This is a genomic window from Vibrio sp. 1562 (assembly GCF_033340155.1).
GTDB classification, from domain to species: domain Bacteria; phylum Pseudomonadota; class Gammaproteobacteria; order Enterobacterales; family Vibrionaceae; genus Vibrio; species Vibrio alginolyticus.
In genome coordinates, this window is sequence record NZ_JAWOVY010000007.1 from 131,954 (window position 1) to 157,038 (window position 25,085).

Sequence of the window (25,085 nt, forward strand, 5' to 3'; positions counted from 1 at the left end):
GAATTCAATTAAAGACCTGTCAGGCGAGCAGTGTCTTCAGCGATGACTAGCTCTTCGTTAGTAGAGATAACCATTGCAGGGATACGGCTGTTTTCAGTCGTGATAACGCCTTCGCCGCCGAAGCGAGCTTTAAGGTTAGCTTCGCTATCTACTTCGATACCGAAGATGCCAAGACGGTTTAGAACCATTTCACGGATAGGGCCAGAGTTCTCGCCGATACCGCCAGTGAAAGTGATTGCGTCTAGACGGCCTTCCATTGAAGCAGTGTAGCCAGCAACGTATTTAGCTAGACGGTGGCAGAACACGTCCATTGCGCGTGTTGCTTCTTCTTTTTGACCGTAGTTGTCTTCAACGAAACGACAGTCAGAAGTCACTTCAGTTAGACCTTGAAGACCAGACTCTTTAGTTAGCATCGTGTTGATTTGATCAACAGAGTAACCTAGAGCGTCGTGTAGGTGGAAGACGATAGCAGGGTCGATGTCGCCACAGCGAGTACCCATTACCAGACCTTCAAGTGGAGTAAGACCCATAGAAGTGTCTACAGATTGACCGTTCTTGATCGCACATACAGATGCGCCGTTACCTAGGTGACAGTTGATGATGTTTACTTCTTCAACTGGTTTGTTTAGTAGGCCTGCAACTTCACGAGTGATGAACAAGTGAGAAGTACCGTGCATGCCGTAACGACGGATACCGTGTTCTTTGTATAGGTTGTATGGAAGAGCGTATAGGTAAGACTCTTCAGGCATAGTTTGGTGGAACGCAGTGTCAAATACAGCAACGTTTTTCAGCTCTGGGAAGTTTTTCTTAGCCGCTTCGATACCGATGATGTGAGCAGGGTTATGAAGAGGTGCAAATGTTGCAGCGTCTTGAATACCTTTTAGAACTTCATCAGTAATTAGTGCAGATTGAGTGAACTGCTCGCCGCCGTGAACGATACGGTGACCGATTGCGCCTAGGTTAGCTTTAAGCTCTGGCTTAGAAGCAAGAATAGTTTCTACCATAAACGCTAGTGCTTCTTCGTGAGCTGCACCATTGCCTAGTTGAGCTTCGTGCTTGCCATCAAGTTTCCACTTGATGCGAGCTTCAGGAAGGTGAAGACACTCAGCAAGACCTGACAAGTGCTCGTCGCCGTTCTCGGCATCAACAACGGCAAATTTAAGAGAAGAACTACCGCAGTTTAAAACTAAAACTAGCTTAGACATGTATGACTACCTGTTATTCGTCTGATAAAAAAATCAGTTAAAGAATGAAAAATTAATCACAAGAATAGCCGATACCCAGAAGGCTGCGTACTAATCCTGGTCAAAAATTGTTCTAATTCCATATAAAGAAATAGTGATGAACCCTTCCATCACTATGATGCGATCCGTGCAGATAGATATCTCGGAGTTGCTTAAATTGTAAATAACAGCAACAATGAGATTGAGGGTCTGCAAAGGATAGCGATAATAAGCAATGATAACAAAAAAAATTTGAAAGAATATTAACTTTCATCAATTTTTTGTACCTTCAGTTGAAATGTTCAACTATTTTTTAGTGAGAGAACGGTATGAGTAATAAAGTCGGATTGATCCATAGCCTGAAAGATGGCCAGAATTACATGGAGATCTGGCCGGTTCGTAAAGAGCTAAGCGCCATATTTCCGGAACAGCGTATCATTAAGGCGACTCGCTTTGGCATTAAAGTCATGCCGGCCGTTGCTGCGATCAGCGTACTCACTCAAATGGCATTCAACAATTACCACGCGTTACCTCAATCCATTGTTGTCGCCTTGTTTGCGATTAGCTTGCCACTTCAAGGCATTTGGTGGCTTGGTGCTCGATCCAACACGAAATTGCCGCCTTCTTTGGCCTCTTGGTATCGGGAGTTGCATCAAAAAATTGTGGAAACAGGTTTTGCATTAGAGCCTGTCAAAGCTCGCCCTCGTTACAAAGAGCTTGCGATAATATTGAACCGAGCGTTTCGCCAGCTCGATAAATCGTCATTAGAGCGTTGGTTCTAATTTAAATTGTTTGAAATGGAGTGTGCACTGGCCGCTCCATTTTTGATCCTGCCTCTATTACCTACTTTGACGGTCGTTGATGAAGCGAGCGAAGCTTTGTTTACCAAAGATTCTTTCCGGATGAAGAAGTCCCCCCGATCACAAATGTTGCTTTAGTGTTAAATCTTTCTTTTCTTTACTAAGACTTAGTAGTAATAATAAAAACAAGATGCGCAAGAAGTGCACAGTTATATGAACACAACAATACCGCCTTCAAACATTTGAATTCACGAGTCGATACACATATTGAAAGCTCGTGAAACAAGGACGAAGTCACATCAAGGAGTTATGATGAAAACGAAACGTTTATTAGCCACTGCCGTTCTATCAGCTACTGCTATTTTCTCTTCTACCAATGTACTGGCCGCCACTGCAACTGTCGCAGTTTCACAGATTGTCGAACACCCGGCGTTAGACGCGACGCGCCAAGGGTTACTTGATGGTTTGAAAGCGAAAGGCTACGAAGAAGGCAAAAATCTAGAATTTGATTATAAGACCGCACAGGGTAATCCAGCGATTGCGGTGCAAATTGCCCGTCAGTACGTCGGCGAAAATCCTGATGTGTTAGTTGGCATCGCGACACCTTCGGCACAAGCTTTGGTGTCGGCTACTCGCTCTATTCCTGTTGTCTTTACTGCGGTAACAGATCCGGTTGGTGCGAAATTGGTTAAGTCGATGGAACAACCAGGTAAAAACGTAACTGGCCTGTCTGATCTTTCACCCGTTGCTCAGCATGTCGATCTCATCCAAGAAATTCTTCCTCAGGTGAAAAGCATCGGGGTTGTATTTAATCCCGGTGAAGCTAATGCCGTGACTTTAGTTGAATTACTAAAAGAAAGCGCAAAAGCAAAAGGCATACAAGTGGTTGAAGCGACCGCACTAAAAAGTGCTGATGTTCAGTCTGCGACTCAAGCGATTGCAGCGAAATCAGACATTCTTTACGCCCCAACAGACAATACAGTTGCAAGTGCGATTGAAGGGATGATTGTGGCAGCGAATCAAGCGAAGAAACCTGTATTTGGTGGCGCGACGTCGTATGTCGAAAAGGGTGCAATTGCAGGCTTAGGTTTTGACTACTACCAGGTTGGTGTACAAACCGCGGATTATGTGGCGGCGATTCTTGATGGTCAAGAACCAGGCAAGCTGGATGTAAAAGTCGCGACGGGTTCTGACCTTGTAATTAATGAAAGCGCAGCATCTAAGCTCGGTATCAAGCTGCCAAGTTCTGTGGTTGAACGTGCGACAAGCATGCAATAAGTAACGTTCTTTTGGGGTAAAGACCGTCACGCTGGTTGGTAGAGGCTTGCCCCAAAATTGATACTCGCCAGACTTCTCGTGTAGAGCATTCTGCTAGAGAAGAAGGGGAGTATACGTTAGAAGTCTTACGTTCAGGTTGGTATTAGCCAGCCTGAGCATGCAGAAAGGAGCAGTTATGTCTGCATTTGCTTTTTTTGGTGCACTCGAAATTGGCTTGATTTATGGCCTAGTCGCTCTGGGTGTGTATCTTACGTTCCGTGTTCTCGACTTCCCCGATTTGAGTGTGGATGGCAGCTTTCCAATGGGAGCGGCGGTGGCTGCAACGGCGATTGTCGCAGGTATTAATCCTTGGCTTGCGACAATAATGGCGATGATAGCTGGTAGTATGACGGGGTGGGTAACCGCTTTTCTGGCTGTTCGGTGTGGTATTTTACACCTGTTAGCTTCCATTCTTACCATGATCGCTGCATTTTCAATTAATATTCGTATTATGGGCAAACCTAATATGGCGTTGCTTGGAGAGGATACGATTCTCACTCCGTTTGAAGCATTGGGCGATGCGATGTTTATTCGCCCTCTGGTTGTTGGGGTCTTAGTTCTTCTTTCCGCTTTCTTTGTCATTCGCCTGCTGAACAGCGACTTTGGTCTTGGTTTACGAGCCACGGGTGTGAATGCGCGTATGGTTTCTGCGCAAGGGGCGAGCACTGGCTTTTATACCTACTTTGGCTTGGCTTTATCTAACGGTTTTGTCGGATTCGCAGGCGCGTTGTTTGCACAAACGAACAGCTTTGCAGATGTGACCTCTGGCGTGGGCACCATTGTGGTTGGTTTGGCTGCTGTGATTTTGGGCCAGACCCTCATTCCGGGGCGAAAAATTTGGGTTGCGGTATTTGCTGTCATCATCGGTTCGGTACTTTATCGCCTTGCAGTGGCTTTCGCTTTGAGCTCTGGCATGTTTGGTTTACAAGCTTCAGACCTCAACCTGGTTACCGCAGTATTGGTGGCTGTGGCGCTTATTGCTCCAAAGCTAAAACAGAGCATGAGAGCGAAACAACGCGTTACTGATGCTAAACAAGCGGCATCAAAAAATGGTTCTGGGGAGGCATTATGATCGAACTAAATAATATTCAGGTCACGTTCAACCCTGGGACGATTTTGGAAAATCGTGCATTGAAAGGCGTCTCTTTAGAGGTTCCAGAGCATCAATTTCTTACCGTGATTGGTTCTAATGGCGCAGGAAAATCGACGTTGCTTGGTGCGGTGACAGGTGAGACGCCGATGATAGGTGGTCAGGTGATCATTGATGGCAAAGACGTCACCAAGCAGACGGTTGCCCAACGTGCAACGCAATGCGCCCGAGTGTTTCAAGATCCATTGGCCGGGACTTGTGGTGAACTGACGATAGAAGAGAACATGGCTCTCGCGCACATGCGTGGTAAAAAACGCAGCTGGGGGTTGGCGCTCTCTACCAAACGTCGCAAGCTGTTCCAAGAGCGAATTAGCATCCTCGGTCTTGGTTTAGAAGACCGCTTGGGCGATAGCATTGGGTTGCTGTCTGGTGGACAACGACAAGCCGTTAGCCTTGTGATGGCGACGTTATCGGAGAGTAAGTTGTTGTTGCTTGATGAACACACGGCAGCGCTTGATCCTCGTATGGCGGCGTTTGTTATCGACTTAACTAAACGTATTGTCGATGAGTTCGATTTAACCGTGATGATGGTGACGCATTCGATGAAAGACGCATTAGCATGTGGCGATAGGACCGTAATGCTTCACCAAGGTGAAATTGTGCTTGATGTGGCTGGAGAGCAGCGCGCTAACATGCAAGTACCAGACTTGTTGGATATGTTCTCCAAAGTGCGTGGTGAAGAGCTGGCAGATGACAGTCTTTTGTTGAACTAAGCGGTATCCGACAAGTCACTACGCCTACTAAGTGTGATCCTCCTTGCGAAAATTGGCTGATATGTCAACTCGCAGGGAGGATTTCTTGTCTCTAATTCTTCAATAACATAGTGGCATATCCGATGACGAGGAGTGCCCATAATGAACCTGCCATTTATTTTTCATAGTCAAACTATTGATGGTTTAGCTTTTAATGACGAGCAAGTTACAGTCAGACTGAAAACCGAGACATTGGATTTTGATTCCGTCTATGTGCGTATTGAGCCGGACAATGAAGAATATCTGGTCGATATGGCTCAAGTAGGAACAGCTGGTGAATTATTACTATGGGAGGCATCGTTTCGACCAAATCAAGATCGAGATGTCACACATTATGTGTTTAAGCTCCTCAAAGACGGACAGCAATACTGGCTCGATGCACGAGGCGTACAAAAGCGTATTCCACCCAAAGAGTTCCACTTTAAGTTGAATGTAGAGCATCAACCACCAAGCTGGGTCCAAGAGCAAGTTTTCTATCAAATCTTTCCTGACCGTTTTTCTGCTAGTAAAAGTGAGTCTGATATTCGCCACGCTTATGTTCAGTATGATTCTGCATCGGTCGTCAAGGCGTGGGGAGACGCGGTAGGCTCTCACCAAAATACCGGGGCACGTGAATTCTTTGGCGGCGACCTCAAAGGTGTGGAGCAAAAGTTGGACTATCTTGAACAGCTCGGCGTTACTGCGCTTTATTTTAATCCGATCTTTTCTTCACCAAGTAATCATAAATACGACACCACTGATTACTTCACTGTTGACCCTATGTTCGGCACCAACGATCAGTTTGCTGAACTGTGTGAGAAAATCCGTGGTAAGAATATGAAGATTGTCTTAGACGCGGTGTTTAACCACACGTCAGTGCATCATCCTTGGTTTGATATCCAACAAAAAGGAGAAGGAGCATATGGCAATCCGCAGTCAAAGCTCCGTGATTACTACTTTTTCGAAGGCGAAACCAATCACTACATTGGTTGGAAAGGCATTGGTAACTTACCGGTTCTGAACTTCGAAAATGAACAGGTGCGCGACTACATCTACCAAAGTGAAGATTCTGTCATCAAGTATTGGCTGAAGCCACCGTACTTGGTTGATGGCTGGCGGTTTGATGTAATCCATATGCTTGGCGAAGGAGACGGCGCGAAAAACAATGCTCATTATGTGGCAGCGTTTCGTAATGCGACTAAGTCAGTAAACCCGAATGCTTATGTGTTAGGTGAGCACTTTTTTGAAGCAACGCAGTGGTTGCAAGGTGATCAAGAGGATGGGGCGATGAACTACTACGGTTTTGCTCATCCAGTTCGAGCTTTTATCGCACGACAAGACATTATGTACGATCCAATCAACATTGATGGTTTGGAGTTTAAAGCATGGTTGGACGAAGCCAGAGCAAAAATCCCATTTTCGAATCAGCTATCGCAGCTAAATCAACTCGATAGTCACGATACTGCTCGGTTTATCACACTGGTTGATGGTGATAAGCGTAAAATGAACATCGCGCTAGCAATGCTTATGACTTACGTTGGCACGCCTTGTATTTACTACGGGAGTGAAGTCGGTCTAGAAGGAGGTCTAGACCCAGATAATCGTCGCTGTTTTCCTTGGAATGAAATTGAAAGTTCACAATGGCTATCGCTTTACCAACAATGGATCAAGATACGTAAACAATGTAAGCCTTTACAGTCGGGCTGTATTCAATGGCTTCATTGCACTAACAACCTGTTGGCGTACGCACGTGTACTGGGTCGTGAAGCAGTCGTTGTAATGATTAATCTCAGTGGTAATGAATGTTCAATCGATTTACCTATGTGGCAACTGGGCTTGGAGGTTAGCCAAGTTGTATCGTTGTTAGATGACACAGAACAGGTTGATTATAAAGGTCATATCTCTGTCAATATGTCTGCACAGAGCTGCAAATTATGGCGACTAAAGTGACACCACACTCTATATTGATTAAACTCCTTTAATATATAAACGGTCTCAAACAGCGCGCACACATTTGTTTGGTCTCTTGTTATCTGGTGCTGCATTGCATGCGTCACCAGATAACGAGTATCAATTTAATAGCAGTCATAAGAGACTATTGACCTTTCATATGTATGGTACTCAATGGTAAACCAAAGGCGATTTAGCCTCTCATTTGTCATCTTTTTTCCTCTGGCGTTATTTGTAGTGGTTTTACTCGTGACAACGAAAAATTACTATGATGCGGTTAACCGCTATATCGATTCTGAGTATTCGCGTATCGAGCGTGCAATGTCTCGCGGTATTAAAGTACTCACGGCTTTAGATTACAGCTTCACCAACTATACCAATTACGCTAACCCACTGTTTGAAGAACATAATTCTTTAGTCAAAGAAGGGCTTTGTTATCTTTGGCCTATAGATGTGTTATTACTCGAAAGTGTTTATAGTGAAGGGTTACCTGCGGTTGACCTTGATTATATGATCGTAGGGGACGAAAGCTTATGCCAGCAAGGTTCAACGATTAACCAGTTAGCTGAACAAAAGGTGGGTTTTGCGCCGTCCTTGTCATTTCTGCACGATATTGAATCGCACATTGTTGGAATCCATTACATTGACAAACGCGGTTACGTTATCTCCTCACCCGATACCTACGCAAAAAATTTCACGAGAGAACTTTTGTCAACGCTAAAAGCCCGACCTTTTTGGCAAAAAACCGCGCAAGATAAAGTGAACATTACCTTGGCTGGACCAGGGCCAGTGTTGGACTCGATGGAAGGTCAAGTCATTAGTATGACGGTACCCGTCTATGAGAAAGGAGAACACCAAGGTGTTTTGTCTATTGATTTTGACATCAATACGCTCATGGCTTCGTCGCTAGGTCTTGTTGGTCAGTTTCATTTGGTTTCCAATTTACAATCCATTCCTTCAAACAGTACACGAATCAAACCAGTCGAATTAGAGCGATTGAGTGCGAATCACAGCATGTACTACGAGTACAACCTTTGGGATGAAGCTAAGAACCTAGCGGTTTTTGAAAAATACAGCCTTATTGTCGCACTATTTATTTACGTGCTGAGTACCGTCGTCTTGTTCTATGTGAATATGCATAGCGAGCGACGTTACTTTAAAGAACTGGCAGCAAGAGACCCAATGACCAGTTTATTGAATCGTCGAGGTATGCAAACCGTGTGGCGTAATAAGATGACAAAAAAACAGGTTGCTTTAGCAGTGTTCGATATTGATAACTTCAAGAAGATCAACGACACCTATGGTCATGATGTCGGTGACTCTGCAATTCAGCTTGTTGCAAAATGTATACGTGAAAATATTCGCCATACCGATGTTGCCTCAAGGTTTGGTGGCGAAGAGTTCGTTTTAGCGATTTATGACGAAGATTCAGAGGGCATTAAACTCATTTTAGACAGAGTAAAAAAGGCCATAGATGAGCGCTCGACACGCGTAACGAAAGAAGGCTTTACGATCTCTGGCGGTGTGGTGTTTAGTAAAGAGAGCCGAGTAGAAAACTTTGATGAATTGTTTAAAGCGGCGGATGAAAAGTTATATCAAGCCAAAAGTACCGGCAAAAATAAGATCTGTTACTAGGATTTAGATACAAAAAAGGACGAGATATTCGTCCTTTTTTGTGTTCGGGAGTTATGCAACCTGAGAGTTTAAGTCATCGCGGTAGCGTTGAATATGCTCAACAATTGGTGCGGCTTTGTTGAACGTTCTGATTTCTCTAAATAGGTCTTTTGCTTCAGGATAAGCCTGACGTAAGTAAGAGAACCATTGTTTTACGCGGTTTGGGTAATACAAGCCTTTATCGCCTTTCATCTCAAACTTGGAATAATAGATAAGCAACTCAACCACCTCGGGCCATGACATTGGCTGGTGGTTATGTTTTACCATATTGCCTAAGTTAGGGATATTGAAAGCGCCTCGGCACACCATCAAAGAGTTAACGCCAGTCGTTTCAATGCAACGTTGACCGTCTTCATAATTCCAAATTTCACCATTCGCTATCAGTGGGATATCGAAACGTTCGCGAATTCGGTTGATGTAATCCCATTTTATCTCAGAAGCTTTATAACCACCTTGTTTAGTACGTGCGTGTACGGTCAATTCATTTGCGCCAGCAGACTGAATGGCATCGACAATTTCAAAGCAATCTTCAGGGTTCTCCCAGCCAAGACGAATTTTTGCAGTTACGGGAATGGCTTCTGGAACGGCTTCTCGACAAGCTTTAACAACACGGTGAATGAGCTCTGGATGTTGGAGTAGCGCTGCTCCACCTTTACTTTTGTTGACCATTTTGGCTGGGCAACCAAAGTTTATATCAATACCTCTGGCGCCAAGATTTGCCGCTTTAATTGCGTTCTCAGCCATCCAGTTTGGTTCTTGTCCCAACAATTGCACATGTACTGGCACACCAGATGCAGTCTGAGAACCTTGCAACAGCTCCGGGCATAAACGGTGAAATACATGATCGGGTAATAGCTGGTCGATTACGCGAACAAACTCCGTAACACACAGGTCATAGTCGTTTATCTCGGTCAGGATTTGGCGCATCAAATGATCTAAAACGCCTTCCATTGGGCCTAGTACAACTCGCATAGCTTGCCTAATACAGTTTGGTGGTAAAAAAGAGGGCGATTGTAGCGATGTAAGTTAAGTTTGTCATTAAAAGAGTCGAAGCGCCCAGTGCTGTCAAACACACAACGTTAGGTTACGTGCTTTTGAGCTCTGAGGTATAATGCCGCCAAATTTATGGGAAACCAGATGTCATGCAATACACATTGATTGAAAAAGGTGAAGTTCACGTCGATGAATCTTGCCTATTTATCGAAGGCGCAGTGTTAGCTGCGAATCTGACGACAAAACCACTCGCTCCTGAAAAGTGGTTAGAGCCGCTATTAGGTGAGGGATTCAAAGCGATTCAACCAGCTGTGGAAGAGCAAATTCACAAGCAGCATAACCGAATTCAACGAAACGAATATTCCGTGCTAGAGCTAACAGGCAAAGAACCTGAACAACTTGCTGATTTTGCCGAAGGCTTTATGTCTGTTTGGCCAATGATTGAAGAACAGTGGCAGGACGTTGAGCTCAATGATGGATTACAGCGTATGCTGCAAGCATTACTGACCACTTTGATGCTGGCTATTGATGAGCCAGCAACGCAGCAACAGATGCGCGACGCAGGTATTGAAACGCCACCGGCCCTGACAGATTTAGTCGACCAGCTTGATTTAATGGTCGGTGAAGTCGCGCTGGGCGCGGATGAGTTGATGGTAGGAAATAAAGCTCAAAGCCTAAACCCATTCAAAGGTATCGGGCGCAATGATCCCTGTCCTTGTGAGAGCGGAAAAAAATTCAAGCAGTGCTGTGGTCAATCACGCGGCTAAAGCGAATCGCCGCGCTATCCACTTAACAAAAAGCCGACCAGATGGTCGGCTTTTTGTTAATTTTTACGCGTTAGTAGGATTAACGAATTGGATTAACGCGTTTTGCAGGGAAGAATTGTGCAATTACAATTAATGCCAAAGCGATTAAATTGCCTGCAAAAATTACTACTAACCATTGTGGCATTGATAAATCAAGGAGCTGCCACACAACCTTAGAGCAATCACCATATGCTTCAAACATCCAAGGAACCCACTGATTGAGCGGAGCCCAGCTAGGGAATGTGACGAATAAATCGCAAGTCGCGAATGGTGATGGATTAAACTGGTAGTCAACGTGCTGCATCGCAAGTAACAAACCCTTGTAAGCACTTAATCCCCAGCCTATCAAACCTAGCCAGCGGAAAATTGGGTTCTTGGGTGCCAATATACCAACCATTGCAGCGACGCCCACTCCCATCATCGCGACTCTTTCATAAATACACATGACACATGGTGCAAGCATCATGACGTGCTGAAAATAGAGGGCACATGCTTCAAAGAAAACGACAAATAGCAGAAGCAGTAGCCACGATAAACGTCCCTTTGAAAACTGGTTAAGTGAATTTAAAATAGTCACGTTTTTGTTCCTGTCTGAAATAGAAAAAGCTCTGAATACTCAGAGCTTTTTATCGTGGATAAGTTTCCTAATCAACTCAAATTTTAGTGACCACCGGATACTACGGGAGTCAGATCACCACTATGAGGTAAAATCCAACCAGCTTCGTAGAAAGAAGCTGTTGCAGGCTCTAGGAAGAACATGATTCCCATCAGACCGACAATCGCAAGAACGACGGTGTAAGGCAGCGCCATGATAACCATTCGACCGTAAGACAGACGAATTAATGGAGCGAGAGCCGATGTGAGTAAGAATAGGAATGCCGCTTGACCGTTTGGCGTTGCAACAGAAGGCAGGTTAGTACCAGTATTGATTGCCACCGCCAGTAAGTCGAACTGATCACGAGTAATGAGACCCTCAATGAGTGCAGTTTTTACTTCATTGATGTAAACCGTACCAACGAACACGTTATCCGACACCATAGATAATAAGCCATTCGCCACATAGAACAGAGCTAGCTGAGTACCTTTATCTTCAACGGCAAGCACCGCATCGATGACTGGTTTAAACAGCTCTTGGTCAATGATTACGGCAACGATCGAGAAAAATACTGCAAGCAGTGCAGTGAAGGGCAGGGCCTCTTCAAACGCTTTCCCCATGGAGTGCTCTTCAATGACACCAGTAAATGCGGTCGCTAAAATGATCACAGAAAGGCCAATTAAGCCGACAGCCGCTAAGTGCAAAGCGAGTGCAACGATCAACCAAACCGCAATAAGACCTTGAACCCAGAGTTTTGCGACATCTTGATTTGTTCGCGTTTTACGCTCTTCACGGTCAAAATCGACGAGGATCTGACGAACGTTGTTAGGAAGCTTTGCGCCGTAGCCAAACACTTTAAGCTTTTCAACTAAAGCACAAGTGACGAGACCACAGAAAAATACAGGTAGTGTCACTGGAGACATACGGATTAGGAATTCACCAAATAACCAACCCGCTTGGTCTGCAATAATTAAGTTTTGAGGTTCACCAACCATCGTGGTTACGCCACCTAAGGCAGTACCTACACCAGCATGCATCAACAAAGAGCGCAAAAAGGCACGATAGTTTTCTAAGTCATCACGCGTTAGTTCAGTGATCGTGTCATCTTGTGTATGGTCATGGTCACCGATAGGGTTACCAGACGCTACTTTGTGATAGATAGAGTAAAAGCCGATCGCCACGCTGATAACAACGGCGATAACCGTCAAGGCATCCAAAAATGCAGACAAAAATGCCGCAGCAAAGCAGAACGCGAGTGATAGTAGGGTTTTAGAGCGAATGCCAAGTAAAATTTTGGTAAAAATGAACAGCAATAGCTGCTTCATGAAGTAGATGCCCGCAACCATAAATACCAGAAGTAGCAGTACTTCGATATTTGCTACTAATTCGTGCTTAACTTGCGCAGGGCTAGTCATGCCGATAGCAATGGCTTCAATAGCAAGTAAACCGCCAGGTTGTAATGGGTAGCATTTTAATGCCATTGCTAGCGTGAAAATAAATTCAGCGACCAACAACCATCCAGCTACAAATGGGTTTATTAGGAAGAATACAATCGGGTTAATTATTAAGAAGGCTATAATGGCAACTTTGTACCAATCAGGCGCTTTACCAAGGAAGTTCTTGATAAAAGCGTTTCCGAGCGATATCGGCATGATAATTCTCTTTATAACAAAATTATGAATAGACACTACAATAGTGCTTAAGTATCTGTTTGTTAGACTTATTAACTAGTCTTTAAAAACAATAACTTAGTAAAACAACAATCCTTTGTTTATTGTAGTCTTGCCAAGTTACTTCCCCTGAACTCAAGCACCGCTCACTTTCGACCGCAAACTCTACACTCAGGCATTTATTAGTCAATAACAAAACGTGATGCTACCGACTAAAATGACTTTTTAAATGTAATAACGCGATCAAAACGGCGTTACTATACCATGAAAGTCTTAAAAAAATCCTCTTGGATTTTAAATGACGGTCAGTGACGAGAAAAGGCAAATTAAGAAAGAATATTAACTGTGATATACAAAGTAATTTTTCATATTTTGAATATAAAAATGTGACACGGTTGTCTTTATTTCTCCGAGATTTGTGAGCTGTTTAATTAAATGAAAATTCATATTTTACTGCTTTCGCTCGCATGTTAGAGCCTCTTAAATTGACACAAAATATAGAGTATTAACTCTATGTTATGGAGTCATTTCCACTATTGATCGTAAATTTTCTCAAACCGCTAAGTAGTGGTATGATGAGTAGTATCGACCCTCAGAAATCAATATTGGATAAAAAGTAGAATGGTCATAAAGGCGAAAAGCCCTGCGGGATTCGCAGAAAAATATATTATCGAGAGCATTTGGAACGGCCGTTTTCCTCCAGGCTCAATTTTACCTGCTGAGCGCGAGCTGTCCGAACTGATTGGTGTTACTCGAACGACTTTAAGAGAGGTTCTTCAACGACTAGCCCGTGACGGATGGTTGACTATCCAGCACGGCAAACCTACGAAAGTTAACCAATTTATGGAGACCTCTGGCCTGCATATTTTGGATACTTTAATGACGCTAGACGTTGATAATGCGACAAACATTGTAGAAGATCTGCTTGCGGCACGTACTAACATCAGTCCTATCTTTATGCGCTATGCATTTAAAGCGAACAAAGAGAGCTCTGAGCGTACAATTAAGAACGTAATCGAATCTTGTGAAGCTTTAATGAATGCGGCTTCCTGGGACGAATTCATCGCTTCTTCGCCGTATGCTGAAAAAGTTCTGCAGAATGTGAAAGAAGATAACGAGAAAGATGAAGCGAAGCGTCAAGAAATCTTGATTGCTAAAACGTTCAACTTTTACGATTATATGCTTTTCCAGCGCCTAGCATTCCATTCAGGAAATCAAATTTACGGTTTGATCTTTAATGGTTTGAAGAAGCTTTACGATCGTGTCGGTAGCTACTACTTCTCAAATCCAGCTTCTCGTGAGCTAGCTCTGAAGTTTTACCATCAATTGCTCGAAACTTGTGAAAGTGGCCAGCGTGAACAACTACCAGTAGTGATTCGTCATTATGGTATGGAAAGTGCGTTGATCTGGAACGAAATGAAAAAGCAATTACCAACGAACTTCACGGAAGACGACAGTTAAGCGCTGACAAGTTGGATAAGCGAAAACCGCAGTGCCTTAGGCCTGCGGTTTTTTTGTTTTTATTTATAAGTCGGCGACGGACCAAGCACCAATAATAAGGCATGGAACGTTTATCCTGCTAGCGAGAGTCTGGGTAACGGTAGATATAATGACTCTACGACATCTGAAAGGACATGGTCGTAAGTATTGAAGATGGTCAATGACAAGTCCGATGTGACGCCATAAAGCTCTGCTTCTGTTAAGTCGACATGACTCTCTGTCACGTATTCATTTAGCGTCTGTATTGAGCGCGTGGAAACAGGAGAGGTAATGCTAAGTGGAGCGATAACCGCTAGTTGGTTTAGCTTACGCATCATGACCGATGCATAATTTTTGAAACGTTCATTTCCGCCTTGCTCTCCTAAATCTTGAATGCTGATTCGTAACTGAGTCAGGGTCTCCAAGCTATCCATAATGTTTTGCCAGTTCATGTGATACTCATTATGCAAGTCATCTCTTTGTTCAACCGCTAGCCATGCGATGGTTACTTCATCCATCAAAAACAAGCAATGACGAATTAACTTACCATGCTCCATCTGGTTTCTTGCAACACTATGGTCATTCCATTGTTCAAGTAGTTTCCCTACTTTAATCTGTAATACGCGATACATGGGTTTGTTTTCAAACCGTGAGGTTTCGACTAAAAGATGAAGCTTGTTGGTGAGATCGTTATGAAGGACTTCTAATTCTTGTTCGTTATTTTGTTGAAATTGAAGTGAGTAGTGCGTCGCAGCTCGATGGCGTCTCAGCAGATGAACAACATCTCGCAATAATGTTAACAGCTGATATTTACGCGCGTGTTGCTGCTCTCGTTTAGAAGATAAGTGATATATTCCGGCTAAAATAGCGATAGATAATAATGTGGAAATCAAAACAAACATAACCAACTCCTTGTTAGTGTTTGGACCTAGCAAGGAAGATTGCAGTTTTGATGCCACTAATTAAATTCTATTAAAACAGTAATTTAGGATTGTGATGGGAGAGGTGCTGTACAAGTTTGGTGCACAAATTCCCCAAAAGTGTGAATTCAGTCAAAAAAGTCCCCGCTGAACTGGCGAGGACTTTTTAAATTTGATTGTAAAGCTACAACTTACATTACACGCATCCCTGGTTGAGCGCCTTCGTGTGGCTCAAGGATCCACAGGTCGCTACCACCAGGGCCTGCCGCTAGGATCATACCTTCAGACATACCAAACTTCATCTTACGAGGTTTTAGGTTTGCTACCATTACTGTTAGCTTGCCTTCTAGCTCTTCAGGTTTGTAAGCTGACTTGATGCCAGAGAATACCTGACGAGTTTCACCACCGATGTCCAATTGGAACTTAAGCAGTTTGTTGGCTTTTGGTACTTCTTCACAAGAGATGATGCGAGCGATACGCATATCTACTGCGGCAAAAGCATCGAACTCAATCTCTTCAGCGATTGGTTCTTTGTCTAGCTCGGTTTGGCTAGCCTTGTTCTTTTCCGCTTCAGCTTTCTCTTTCGCCGCCATTTCTGCCGCCGCATCTTCTTTAGACGCTTCGATCATCGCTTCAACATTCTTCGGATCGATACGGTTGAACAGTGCTTTGAACTTAGTGATCTCGTGGCCTGTTAGTGGAGCAGCGATGTTTTCCCAAGTTAGCTCTTGGTTTAGAAACGCTTCAGTACGCGCAGCTAGCGATGGCATTACTGGTTTCAGGTAAGTCATCAGTACGCGGAACAGGTTGATACCGACAGAACAGATGTCTTGTAGTTCCTGATCTTTGCCTTCTTCTTTTGCTACAACCCACGGTGCTTTTTCATCAACGTATTGGTTAGCTTTGTCTGCCAATGCCGTGATTTCACGGATTGCACGACCAAACTCACGCGTTTCGTAAAGCTCAGCGATACGGTCAGCAGCAGCAACAAATTCGTTGTAAAGTTCAGGCTCTGCAAAGTTGTCAGACAGTTTGCCTTCAAAACGTTTCGCGATGAAACCTGCGTTACGAGATGCCAGGTTAACGATCTTGTTAACAACGTCAGCGTTTACGCGCTGAGTGAAGTCTTCAAGGTTAAGATCTAGATCATCGATACGGCTGTTTAGCTTCGCAGCGTAGTAGTAACGTAGACACTCAGGGTCTAGGTGCTCTAGGTAAGTGCTTGCTTTTACGAACGTACCTTTAGACTTCGACATTTTCGCGCCGTTTACGGTTACGTAACCGTGTACGAATACGTTGTTAGGCTTGCGGAAGCCAGAACCTTCTAGCATTGCTGGCCAAAATAGGCTGTGGAAGTAAACGATGTCTTTACCGATGAAGTGGTACAGCTCTGCTGAGCTGTCTTTTTTCCAATACTCGTCGAAATCTAGGTCGTCGCGCTTGTCACATAGATTTTTGAAAGAGCCCATGTAGCCGATAGGCGCGTCTAGCCATACGTAGAAGAATTTGTTCTTCTCACCAGGGATCTCGAAGCCAAAGTATGGTGCATCACGTGAGATATCCCATTGCTGCAAACCAGATTCGAACCATTCTTGCATTTTGTTCGCTGTTTCAGCTTGTAGCGAGCCAGAGCGAGTCCACTCTTTTAGCATGCTTTCAAACTGAGGCAGGTCGAAGAAGAAGTGCTCTGAATCTTTCATTACTGGCGTCGCACCAGAAACCGCAGATTTAGGATTGATCAGTTCTGTTGGGCTGTAAGTCTCACCACAGTTGTCACAGTTGTCACCGTACTGGTCTTCAGACTTACATTTTGGACAGGTACCTTTTACGAAACGGTCCGGTAAGAACATCTCTTTTTCTGGATCGAACAGCTGAGAGATAGTGCGGCTAGAGATAAAGCCATTTTTCTTCAACTCAAGATAAATGTGTGACGCTAGCTCACGGTTCTCATCTGAGTGTGTGCTGTGGTAGTTATCAAAGCTGATATCAAATCCAGCGAAGTCTTTTTGGTGCTCTTCGCTAACTGCGGCAATCATTTCTTCAGGAGTAATACCCATCTGTTGCGCTTTAAGCATGATTGGCGTGCCGTGAGCATCGTCAGCACAGATGAAGTTTACAGTGTTGCCGCGTAGGCGTTGGTAACGAACCCAAATGTCCGCTTGGATATGCTCAAGCATATGACCAAGGTGGATCGAACCGTTAGCGTACGGAAGGGCACAAGTTACCAGCATTTTCCTTGACGGAAAGTTTTTTGGATCGTTTGCCATACTTAATATTCGCTTTTCTTGATAGGTATAAATAAATTTTGATGGATAATACTACCCCATGAACTGACTAACTCCAAGGTGTCAAACTGCGGAATGCCTTAGTTTTTTTGGGGTTCTGGTTGAGCCTGGACGGTGGTAGCATGACATCTAAAAGGAGGGCTTATGCATCAGTTCACTTCAAAACAAGATTTTTGTCACTTGTTTAACCAATTCCAACATCCACAGTTGGTGGAAAACTGGGCAGATATTCATGGCGCAATTTCGATTACGACACAGGGTTCTATTGATATAACGTTGCCATTCGCAAGTAATGAGCTTCAAACCGTACTGCATGACTGGATCAAACAGCAGCAAGCCTCGGGTAAAGTATCTGAATTCCCATTTAATATTCGCCTTGGAGTTAAAGCTTTAGAAACTCAAGTGGCTAACTCGGTTAAGGGTGTTAAGAACATCATTGCCGTCAGTTCTGCGAAAGGTGGCGTTGGTAAATCTACTACCGCAGTTAACTTAGCGTTGGCAATTGCTCAATCTGGGGCGAAAGTGGGATTGTTGGATGCAGATATCTATGGTCCGTCTGTACCTATGATGTTGGGGCAAGAAGATGCTAAACCAGAAGTTCGTGATGGCAAGTGGATGGAACCCATTTTTGCTCACGGCATCTATACTCATTCTATCGGTTATTTGGTGGATAAATCAGAAGCGGCGATATGGCGCGGTCCAATGGCTTCAAAAGCGTTGTCGCAGTTATTAACTGAAACAGATTGGCCAGATTTGGATTATTTGGTGATTGATATGCCGCCAGGTACGGGGGATATTCAATTGACGCTGTCACAACAAATTCCGGTAACAGGTAGCGTGTTAGTCACAACACCGCAAGATTTAGCCCTTGCCGATGCAAGGAAGGGAGCGGCAATGTTTAACAAAGTCCATGTCCCGGTTATTGGTGTTGTGGAAAACATGAGTTATCACATTTGTAGTCAATGTGGCGCGAAAGAGCATATTTTTGGTATGGGCGGAGCTGAAAAAATGTCGCAAGAATTTGGCTTAGCATTGTTAGGACAAATTCCGCTTCATATCTCTATGAGAGAAGATATTGACGCTGGCGTGCCAACGGTAGCAAGACGCCCAGAAAGTGAGCATGCAGGGTATTATAAGCAACTTGCCGATCGCGTATGTAGCACGATGTTTTGGCAAGGCAAAGCAAAACCAGATGCGATTAGCTTTACAATGGTGAACTAAGTTTACTATGCCTGTTGGTTGATAATTGCACATTTTAACGTTTGCTCGGAGGTTAATCCTCTGAGCAGGCAGAAACTTATGACTAAACCCTAATTCCAACTAGTAACTATGGGGTGAACTCCCTATAATCAGGCAGTTTATCTTTTTATGTGACTAGAAATCATCATCGGGTGCAAACTAATGTCTGATAATAATCAATGCGTCATCGTAGGTATTGCTGGCGCTTCTGCTTCTGGAAAAAGTCTGATCGCGAGCACTATTTATAATGAGCTTCGCGCGAAAGTAGGCGATCATCAAATCGGTGTCATCACGGAAGATTGCTACTACAACGACCAAAGCCACCTAAGCATGGAAGAGCGAGTAAAGACGAACTACGATCACCCGAGTGCGTTGGACCACGACCTACTGTGTGAGCACCTAGAAAAATTGGTACGTGGTGAAGCAGTAGAAGTGCCTGAGTACAGCTACACTGAGCACACAAGAACAATTAACACCACCACAATGACACCTAAAAAGGTGATCATTCTAGAAGGTATCCTTCTTCTTACAGACCCTCGTCTTCGTGATTTGATGCATGCGACAGTATTTATGGACACACCGTTAGATATTTGCTTGCTTCGCCGTGTTAAGCGTGATGTGGAAGAACGAGGCCGAACTATGGAGTCTGTTCTTAAGCAATACCAACAAACAGTACGTCCGATGTTCATGCAGTTTATCGAACCTTCTAAGCAATATGCGGACATTATTGTTCCTCGCGGTGGTAAAAACCGTATCGCAATTGATGTATTAAAAGCTCACATTGCAAGACTTTTGAAAGCTTAAGCCTATAGACGGCTATATCGCTTTATTTTTAAGAGAAGAAGTGGCACCTTAAGTGCCACTTCTTTTTTTGTTTTTAAATTAGTCAGTTGCAGGTTAAAACCAGACACTTTTCACGCTTTTGTGGAACTGTCAGCGGTAAATGGAGTCTGCGCTTATAATTGTAAAAACACTCGAGCAAGGAAAAACAAATGAAGAAACTGCTCTTAATTCTAGCAATACCGATTGTGGTCATTTTGGTCGCAATTTTAGCGTTAACCATCTTCGTCAATCCGAATCAGTTTAAACCCCTTATTGTTGAGCAAGCGCAAAAGCAAACGGGATTAGAGTTGGTGATTGAAGGGGATATCAGTTGGCAATTTTTCCCATCGATTGGCTTTGAGTTGGGACATACAGAATTGCGAAACCCACAAGGCTTTAGTAAACCCAATTTATTCAAAGTTGATACCGTTGGTGTAGACATCTCTGTTATGCCACTTTTTAGTCAACAGCTTGAAATTGGAAACGTCACGCTTGATGGTGCTGAGTTCTACATTGAAACCAAGAAAGATGGCAGCAAGAATATTGATGCATTGACGAAAGCCCAAACACAACAAGCAGAACAAGAGAGCAATGCTGCGCCTACGCAAAATGGTGAAACGAAAACTTCTGGTTCTGATTGGAGTATTAATCTTGCTGGCGTTACGGTTTCTAACGGTTCATTAGAAATGCAGGATAAGCAAGCCGGTAGTTACACCAAACTTTATGATATTTCATTAAACCTTTCCGAATTCGCTTTTGACAACTGGACAACGGCTGATTTTGGCGTGAAGGGCGAAATGAACGACCAAAAGTTCACCGCGAAAGGTCAGGCAGACTTTAAGCTAGAAAAAGGTTTGGCAAACTACGCGCTAAAGAACATCAACTTTGATGCGACATACTCTGACCCTGCCAATAAAATTGAATCGGCAACGATCGGTTTAGACACGTTTGAATTCGATAAAGTAAATAACCTGACTTATGCCATTAAGGGTGACGCTGGTGGTATGAAGTTAGATATGCAGGGTGCTGGTCAACTTAGCGTGGACAAGGCTATCAGCAAAGTACAGTTGGATAAGTTAACTCTTAAATCGACTTTTGAGGGTGATGCTTTACCTCAGTCCCCGATGAAAGTCGACATGGTGTCTGATCTGTCTTTCGACCTAACGAAAAACCATCTGAGTTTTGTTCTAGAGAAGTTAACAGCGAATGCTATCGCCCTAGATGGTAAGGCAGATGTGACACTCGGTGATATTCCTAAAGTACGCTTTGCTCTCCATAGCCCCAATATCGATCTTGATGAGTTCTTAGGGTTAGATAAGCAAGCTGCCGAAGGTAATAAGCCTGCTTCTGGTGGCGAGAGTGCTCCTGCCGGACCTGAGGTTGAGCCTGATTTGTCTGCGTTGAAAGCGTTAGATGTAAAGGGTGACATTACCATCGACAAATTCAAAGCGGCAAATGCGAAGATGGAAGCGGTAAAAACGAGCTTCACTGTAAATCGTGGCGTGTTTGAGCTTACATCATTTAGTTCGAAGTTGTACCAAGGCTCAATCTCAGCGACAGCGAAGTTAGATGCACGCCAATCACCAGCGACTTACAGCGTTAAAAAGTCAATCAAAGGCGTGAAAGTTCAACCGCTACTTATAGACGTTGCTGAGAACGACAAACTTGAAGGGACAGGTAACATTGATGTGAATGTTACAGGTAAGAGTCTAACGCCTACCGGTATCAAGAAGAATCTATCTGGTACGGTTGTTATCAATTTTGCTGACGGTGCGGTGAATGGCATCAACGTTGCTCAGTTGATTCGTGAAAACTATGCGAAATTTAAAGGGCAAAAAGTTGAAGGCACCAATGAAGCTAAGAAAACAGACTTCAGTGCGATGACGGCGACATTGAAACTCAACAAAGGTGTAGTATCAACGGATAATATGCAAGCTCAGTCTCCATTGTTACGTGTTCGTGGTAAAGGTACCGCAAACTACATCAATGAAACAGTCGACTTTACTATCAGCACGTCAGTTGTAGGCAGCCTAGAAGGCCAGGGCGGTAAAGATATAGATGAGCTGAAAGACATCACGATTCCAATCAATGTGTCTGGTAAGTGGGCAGAACCTAAATTCAAGCTCGTATTCGATGATGTTCTGAAGCAGAAAGCTCAAAAAGAAATCGATCGTGGCGTGGAGAAGCTAACGGACAAAATCAAAGACGAGAAAACCAAAGATGCGGTCGATGGTTTATTGAAGAATCTTTTCAACTAACCGTGCGTGAAAACCAAAAGGGTTGGCATTTTGCCAACCCTTTTTAAATTACTCTGCGAGTGTTACCAATCGACGCCTTTGAGGGCTTTTACGCCAGATTCAAATGCGTGCTTTACATTTTTCACTTCAGAAACGGTATCGGCCATTTCAATCAGGGTTCGATGTGCGCCACGCCCAGTAATAATAACCGACTGCATTTTAGGTCGGTTGCTCAGCGCTTCGACCACTTCGTCTAAGTCGATGTAGCCGTAGCTCACCATATAAGTTAGCTCGTCAAACAAGATGACATCGATAGAGTCGTCTTGCAGCATGCGTTTACATTCTTGCCATACGCCTTGCGCTGCTTCGGTATCAGCGGCTTTGTTTTGAGTTTCCCATGTAAAGCCGGTCGCCATTACTTGGAATTCAACGCCGAGTTTCTCAAGTAGGTTGCGCTCACCGTTGTCCCAAGTACCTTTAATAAACTGCGCGACAGCACAATTCAAACCATGACCCACTGCGCGTGCGATCGTACCGAATCCTGATGTCGATTTACCTTTACCATTTCCGGTAATGATCAGTAGCAGACCTTTTTCCTCTTGAGCAGCAGCGATTTTTGCGTCTACCTGTTCTTTGACTTTTTGTTGGCGAGCTTTATGGCGTGCTTCTTTATTTTCTTCGATAGACATAATACTTCCTCAATTCCTTTTCGTGCTGTGCCCAAGCTAATTTGGGTTCATTGATTTATCTCGCTATGATAGACCAACATATCGTGAAGAAAAACCACCGATAATTCAGGGAATAAAATGAAGAAAATACTTGTTGTTTGTATGGGAAACATTTGTCGGTCACCAACTGGAGAGGCAGTGTTAAGAACGAAAGCTCAAAAGCTAGGCGTTGAAGTAGAGGTTGATTCGGCAGGTACAATTGGCTACCACGCAGGAAACCGACCGGATTCAAGAGCGATGGCAGCAGGAAAGCAGCGAGGTTATTCTTTTAAAGGAATGCAAGCGCGCCAAGTCACCATTGATGACTTTGAAAAGTTTGACCTTATATTAGCCGCAGATAAAGCAAATTTGGCCGATTTATTGGATATTTGTCCGTTGAAGTATCGACACAAAGTATCGTTATTTTTAAGTCATTCTGAGTCAGGTTACGACGAAGTCCCGGACCCATATTATGGTGGGGAAGATGGCTTTGAACTGGTGCTTGATTTAATCGAAGAGGCATCAGACGCAATTTTGAAGAAGCTATAATCGCCGTGCTTGAAGACAATAGAAAAAGGGATGAGCTCAGCTCATCCCTTTTTATTCGTGTTAACCCGCTAGTATGTCGGTTGCGACTTTGTAGCTTGGGTCTTCCTTCACGTTAATTTCAACCAAGCTGCCAGCTTTGTCCAAAAGTTTACGACAATCTGGGCTTAGGTGACGAAGGTGCAGCGTTTTACCTTGAGCATTGTAACGCTCAGCCAGTGTTTCAATGGCTTCAATTGCAGAGTGATCTGTCACGCGAGAGTCTGCAAAATCGACAATCACATCTTTTGGATCTTCAGGCGCGTTAAACAACTCCAGGAAGTTAGCCGCAGAGCCAAAGAAAATAGGGCCGTGAATCTTGTACTCTTTTGAACCTTCCTCGTTTAAGCACGTGTCGGCATAGATGTGCTTAGCGTGTTGCCATGCAAACATTAATGCAGAAACGATAACACCAACCGCTACGGCAACAGCAAGGTCAGTAAGAACAGTAACAACGGTCACAAGAACAATAACGAAGAAGTCTTGCTTCGGTACGCGGCGTGCTAGCTTAAATGTTGCCCATTCGAATGTACCAATGACAACCATGAACATCACACCAACCAGAGCAGCGAGTGGGATCATTTCAATTAGCGAAGAAGCGAATAAGATAAACATCAATAGAGCGATAGCCGCAACGATACCAGATAGACGGCCGCGACCACCTGAGTTTACGTTGATCATCGACTGACCAATCATCGCACAACCACCCATTGCGCCAAACACAGAACACGTCATGTTTGCCATACCTTGACCGATACATTCGCGGTTAGATTGACCACGAGTATTCGTCATCTCATCTAAAACTGTCAGTGTTAGTAGAGATTCAATTAGACCAATGGCCGCGAGAATGATCGCGTATGGAAGAATGATTTGTAGTGTCTCTAGTGTAAATGGTACCGCAGGAATAGAGAAGGTTGGTAGTGAACCTGCGAGTGTTGCAGCTTCATCACCAGACATTGTACGCAGGAAGTCAACAACAGTGCGAGTTTCCAGATCCAAGCCAACCACTAAAGCCGTCACCGTTACGATCGCAACAAGTGAAGAGGGTACAGCTGTTGTGATTTTTGGTAGAAAGTGAATGATTGCCATAGTCAGCGCAACCAAACCAAGCATTAGCAGCATCTGGTCTTGTGGTAGCCAAGTAAGCATGCCGTTGATGTCTGGCGCTTTAAACTGACCCAACTGAGCTAGGAAGATAACAATAGCCAGACCGTTCACAAAACCGATCATCACAGGGTGAGGTACGATACGGATGAACTTACCCAATTTAAACATACCAGCGGCAATTTGAAGAATACCAGCGAGCATGATGGCTGCGAATAGGTACTGGACACCGTGAGTCGCGACAAGCGAAACCATTACGACTGCCATGGCACCTGTTGCACCAGAAATCATGCCAGGACGACCACCGAAAATGGAAGTAATAAGACCAACGATGAATGCAGCGTAAAGACCGACCATCGGATCTACGCCTGCGACGAACGCAAATGCGACAGCTTCAGGAACCAATGCTAGCGCAACGGTTAAGCCTGATAGCACATCATTTTTTACGGAGTGCTTAGAAAATTGGGGAAATTCGAACATGTTTGTTTTTAAGTTCTCTTTGCAATGAGTTAAACCCGACACATATTCGTATTTGCACAAGCCACTGGAAGGTTGATTTTTAATCAAACATTGCAGTGTAAACCGTAGTATTAAAAGAGCAGCATCAGAATGGTGTCGAAAACTTGAGTCGGCGCATGCTACCGAAAAGTGTGATTAAGTTCAAGAATGATACGAATAATGGCGTACAAATGTGATCACGAATTGGTATTTATATGAACAATTTATTGGGCAAATATGAAGATAAAAAAGGCTACCAGATGGTAGCCTTTAATTTATTTATGCCGTTAAGCAGTTGAA

Annotated in this window: 20 protein-coding genes; 12 read left to right on the forward strand and 8 right to left on the reverse strand. The window is 44.0% G+C overall.

The window, feature by feature from the left end:
• Positions 1-8 precede the first annotated feature (8 nt).
• Positions 9-1,205 (reverse strand): acetate kinase, encoded by a 1,197-nt coding sequence (locus R7Z49_RS09935; RefSeq protein WP_005380807.1) that lies wholly within the window; start codon positions 1,203-1,205, stop codon positions 9-11.
• Between the two features lie 347 nt (positions 1,206-1,552).
• Here R7Z49_RS09935 and yfbV point away from each other — a divergent pair, with 347 nt between their 5' ends.
• From yfbV to R7Z49_RS09965, 6 genes are all read left to right on the forward strand, one after another.
• On the forward strand, positions 1,553-2,005 hold the full coding sequence (gene yfbV, locus R7Z49_RS09940; RefSeq protein ID WP_005380809.1) for a terminus macrodomain insulation protein YfbV: 453 nt from the start codon (positions 1,553-1,555) through the stop codon (positions 2,003-2,005).
• A 330-nt stretch (positions 2,006-2,335) separates the two neighbouring features.
• Positions 2,336-3,301, forward strand: a complete 966-nt coding sequence (locus tag R7Z49_RS09945; protein WP_017633858.1) for an ABC transporter substrate-binding protein — start codon at positions 2,336-2,338, stop codon at positions 3,299-3,301.
• A 175-nt stretch (positions 3,302-3,476) separates the two neighbouring features.
• Positions 3,477-4,412 carry an ABC transporter permease gene (locus tag R7Z49_RS09950; protein WP_012841584.1) on the forward strand — a complete coding sequence of 312 codons (936 nt, stop codon included), beginning with the start codon at positions 3,477-3,479 and terminating at the stop codon, positions 4,410-4,412.
• The gene (locus R7Z49_RS09955; protein ID WP_005387275.1) at positions 4,409-5,203 is read left to right on the forward strand and encodes an ABC transporter ATP-binding protein; all 795 of its coding nucleotides are present in this window, start codon (positions 4,409-4,411) and stop codon (positions 5,201-5,203) included. The genes R7Z49_RS09950 and R7Z49_RS09955 overlap by 4 nt, the downstream gene beginning before the upstream one ends.
• Positions 5,204-5,344: 141 nt before the next feature.
• Positions 5,345-7,171 carry a maltodextrin glucosidase gene (malZ, locus tag R7Z49_RS09960; RefSeq protein ID WP_318111596.1) on the forward strand — a complete coding sequence of 609 codons (1,827 nt, stop codon included), beginning with the start codon at positions 5,345-5,347 and terminating at the stop codon, positions 7,169-7,171.
• A 174-nt stretch (positions 7,172-7,345) separates the two neighbouring features.
• Positions 7,346-8,806: a sensor domain-containing diguanylate cyclase gene (locus R7Z49_RS09965; RefSeq protein WP_213967581.1), complete on the forward strand. Its 1,461-nt coding sequence runs from the start codon at positions 7,346-7,348 to the stop codon at positions 8,804-8,806.
• 51 nt (positions 8,807-8,857) lie between these two features.
• On the opposite strand, the gene dusC is transcribed toward R7Z49_RS09965, so the two are convergent.
• A complete protein-coding gene (gene dusC, locus R7Z49_RS09970; RefSeq protein WP_213905683.1) occupies positions 8,858-9,817 on the reverse strand; it encodes a tRNA dihydrouridine(16) synthase DusC in 960 nt (319 codons plus the stop codon).
• 170 nt (positions 9,818-9,987) lie between these two features.
• On the opposite strand from dusC, the gene R7Z49_RS09975 reads away from it, so the two are divergent.
• Entirely contained in the window at positions 9,988-10,605 is a 618-nt protein-coding gene (locus R7Z49_RS09975; RefSeq protein WP_005380818.1) for a YecA family protein, read from the forward strand.
• 79 nt (positions 10,606-10,684) lie between these two features.
• On the opposite strand, the gene dsbB is transcribed toward R7Z49_RS09975, so the two are convergent.
• Positions 10,685-11,221, reverse strand: a complete 537-nt coding sequence (gene dsbB / locus R7Z49_RS09980; protein ID WP_031779052.1) for a disulfide bond formation protein DsbB — start codon at positions 11,219-11,221, stop codon at positions 10,685-10,687.
• 83 nt (positions 11,222-11,304) lie between these two features.
• Positions 11,305-12,891, reverse strand: a complete 1,587-nt coding sequence (gene nhaB / locus R7Z49_RS09985; RefSeq protein WP_154205151.1) for a Na(+)/H(+) antiporter NhaB — start codon at positions 12,889-12,891, stop codon at positions 11,305-11,307.
• Positions 12,892-13,530: 639 nt separating this feature from the next.
• Between nhaB and fadR the strand changes: the two genes are divergently transcribed.
• A complete protein-coding gene (gene fadR / locus R7Z49_RS09990; RefSeq protein ID WP_005380824.1) occupies positions 13,531-14,370 on the forward strand; it encodes a fatty acid metabolism transcriptional regulator FadR in 840 nt (279 codons plus the stop codon).
• Positions 14,371-14,480: 110 nt separating this feature from the next.
• Here fadR and R7Z49_RS09995 read toward each other — a convergent pair whose 3' ends face one another.
• Together R7Z49_RS09995 and metG are read right to left on the reverse strand one after the other, a co-directional pair.
• Positions 14,481-15,290: a hypothetical protein gene (locus tag R7Z49_RS09995; RefSeq protein WP_318111598.1), complete on the reverse strand. Its 810-nt coding sequence runs from the start codon at positions 15,288-15,290 to the stop codon at positions 14,481-14,483.
• 209 nt (positions 15,291-15,499) lie between these two features.
• Positions 15,500-17,575 carry a methionine--tRNA ligase gene (gene metG, locus R7Z49_RS10000; RefSeq protein ID WP_005387290.1) on the reverse strand — a complete coding sequence of 692 codons (2,076 nt, stop codon included), beginning with the start codon at positions 17,573-17,575 and terminating at the stop codon, positions 15,500-15,502.
• A 162-nt stretch (positions 17,576-17,737) separates the two neighbouring features.
• Here metG and apbC point away from each other — a divergent pair, with 162 nt between their 5' ends.
• The 3 genes from apbC (at position 17,738) to R7Z49_RS10015 (ending at position 21,912) form a co-directional block, all read left to right on the forward strand.
• The gene (gene apbC / locus R7Z49_RS10005; RefSeq protein WP_054729788.1) at positions 17,738-18,814 is read left to right on the forward strand and encodes an iron-sulfur cluster carrier protein ApbC; all 1,077 of its coding nucleotides are present in this window, start codon (positions 17,738-17,740) and stop codon (positions 18,812-18,814) included.
• 180 nt (positions 18,815-18,994) lie between these two features.
• Positions 18,995-19,636: a uridine kinase gene (gene udk / locus R7Z49_RS10010; protein ID WP_005380833.1), complete on the forward strand. Its 642-nt coding sequence runs from the start codon at positions 18,995-18,997 to the stop codon at positions 19,634-19,636.
• 188 nt (positions 19,637-19,824) lie between these two features.
• Positions 19,825-21,912, forward strand: a complete 2,088-nt coding sequence (locus tag R7Z49_RS10015; protein ID WP_085569760.1) for an AsmA family protein — start codon at positions 19,825-19,827, stop codon at positions 21,910-21,912.
• A gap of 62 nt (positions 21,913-21,974) precedes the next feature.
• Here R7Z49_RS10015 and cobO read toward each other — a convergent pair whose 3' ends face one another.
• The gene (cobO, locus tag R7Z49_RS10020; protein WP_005380837.1) at positions 21,975-22,580 is read right to left on the reverse strand and encodes a cob(I)yrinic acid a,c-diamide adenosyltransferase; all 606 of its coding nucleotides are present in this window, start codon (positions 22,578-22,580) and stop codon (positions 21,975-21,977) included.
• Between the two features lie 117 nt (positions 22,581-22,697).
• On the opposite strand from cobO, the gene R7Z49_RS10025 reads away from it, so the two are divergent.
• Complete coding sequence (locus R7Z49_RS10025) at positions 22,698-23,147, forward strand: low molecular weight protein-tyrosine-phosphatase (RefSeq protein WP_318111599.1); 450 nt, start codon at positions 22,698-22,700, stop codon at positions 23,145-23,147.
• Positions 23,148-23,207: 60 nt separating this feature from the next.
• Here R7Z49_RS10025 and R7Z49_RS10030 read toward each other — a convergent pair whose 3' ends face one another.
• On the reverse strand, positions 23,208-24,767 hold the full coding sequence (locus tag R7Z49_RS10030; protein ID WP_005380840.1) for a SulP family inorganic anion transporter: 1,560 nt from the start codon (positions 24,765-24,767) through the stop codon (positions 23,208-23,210).
• Between the last annotated feature and the right edge of the window lie 318 nt (positions 24,768-25,085).